Below are 1,438 nucleotides of genomic sequence, written 5' to 3'. Positions count from 1 at the left end.
TAGACTGCCCCCAAAAAGTTAGACACTATTTGGGGGTATTTTTATGGAAAGAAAAGTCAAGTATGATTATACATTTAAACTTGAATGTATAAAGCTAGTATTAGAAAAACGTTATTCTTGCAATTATGTTTCTAATCAAAAAGGTTTAAACGAATCTAACATTCGAAAATGGGTTGGTTTTTACAGGCAATATGGTGACATTGGTTTGCTACCAAGAAAGAACCAAAGTTATTCGGTTAACTTCAAAGTAGAAGTATTAAAAGCTGTTTATAAAGACTTCCTTTCTTTGAGAGATGCAAGCATAAGATTTAACATTCCTGATGCTGGTATTATTGTCAAATGGAAAAAAGATTTTGCTAATTTTGGTTTAGTAGGATTACAACCAAAAACAAGAGGCAAACCAGGATCTATGAATGAGAATAAACGAAAAAAACGAAAGTCGGACAAACCGCTAACCAGAGAAGAAGAACTTCTTTTAGAGATTGAAGCACTGCGTTGTGAGAACGAATTGCTAAAAAAGTTACAAGCCTTGATTCAAGCAGAAGAGAAAGCCAAAAAGCGCAAGTCATAATAGAATTAAGGCATAAATTTGATTTGAATTTACTTTTAAATCAAACCAATATGGCAAGGAGTAATTTTTATTATTATCAAAAAAAGACTAAAACAGCCGATAAATATCAAGAAATAAAAGAGTTGATAAAATCCATATATCACAAGCATAAAGGTCGCTACGGATACAGACGAATTACTGATGAACTCAATAGTACAGGAATTATTATCAACCATAAAACCGTTTTAAGATTGATGAAATTTTTAGGCTTAAAAAGCCTCATTAGAGTCAAAAAATACAAATCATACAAAGGAGAACAGGGTAAAATTGCACCTAACATATTAAAAAGAAAATTTAAAGCAACCGCACCAAATCAAAAATGGGCAACCGATATAACTGAATTTAATGTCTCTGGTCAGAAATTGTATTTAAGTCCAATAATAGACTTATTTAATCAAGAAATAATAAGTTACGAACTTACAGAACGACCCGTTTTTAATCAAGTTGTAATGATGTTAAATAAAGCTTTTAAGAAAATACCAAACAATACAAACCTAATCCTACATTCGGATCAAGGCTGGCAATATCAAATGAAAAGATATCAAAACCAGCTGAAAAAAAAAGGTGTCATACAAAGTATGTCTCGAAAAGGGAATTGTCTAGATAATGCAATTATTGAAAATTTCTTTGGAATATTAAAATCAGAACTGTTTTATCTAAAAAAACATACCTCAATCAATCAGTTAAAAAAGGAAATAGATGAATACATAAATTATTACAATAACGACAGAATCAAGTCAAATTTAAACAAAATGAGCCCGATACAATATCGTGCCCATTATTATCAAAATTAATTATAAATTTGTCCAAACTTTTGGGTTCAGTCTA

At 30.2% G+C, this 1,438-nt stretch carries 2 protein-coding genes; both read left to right on the top strand.

Going from position 1 to position 1,438, the window contains the following annotated elements; all coding sequences use genetic code 11:
* Positions 1-43 precede the first annotated feature (43 nt).
* Positions 44-571, top strand: coding sequence for a helix-turn-helix domain-containing protein (locus DB895_RS14090; protein ID WP_116725990.1), 528 nt, complete (start codon positions 44-46; stop codon positions 569-571).
* Entirely contained in the window at positions 508-1,404 is an 897-nt protein-coding gene (locus tag DB895_RS14085) for an IS3 family transposase (RefSeq protein WP_208012198.1), read from the top strand. The genes DB895_RS14090 and DB895_RS14085 overlap by 64 nt, the downstream gene beginning before the upstream one ends.
* Positions 1,405-1,438 lie beyond the last annotated feature (34 nt).

This window comes from Flavobacterium psychrotolerans (assembly GCF_003097635.1).
In the GTDB taxonomy this organism is placed as follows: domain Bacteria; phylum Bacteroidota; class Bacteroidia; order Flavobacteriales; family Flavobacteriaceae; genus Flavobacterium; species Flavobacterium psychrotolerans.
This window is presented reverse-complemented; position numbering and strand designations above follow the sequence as displayed.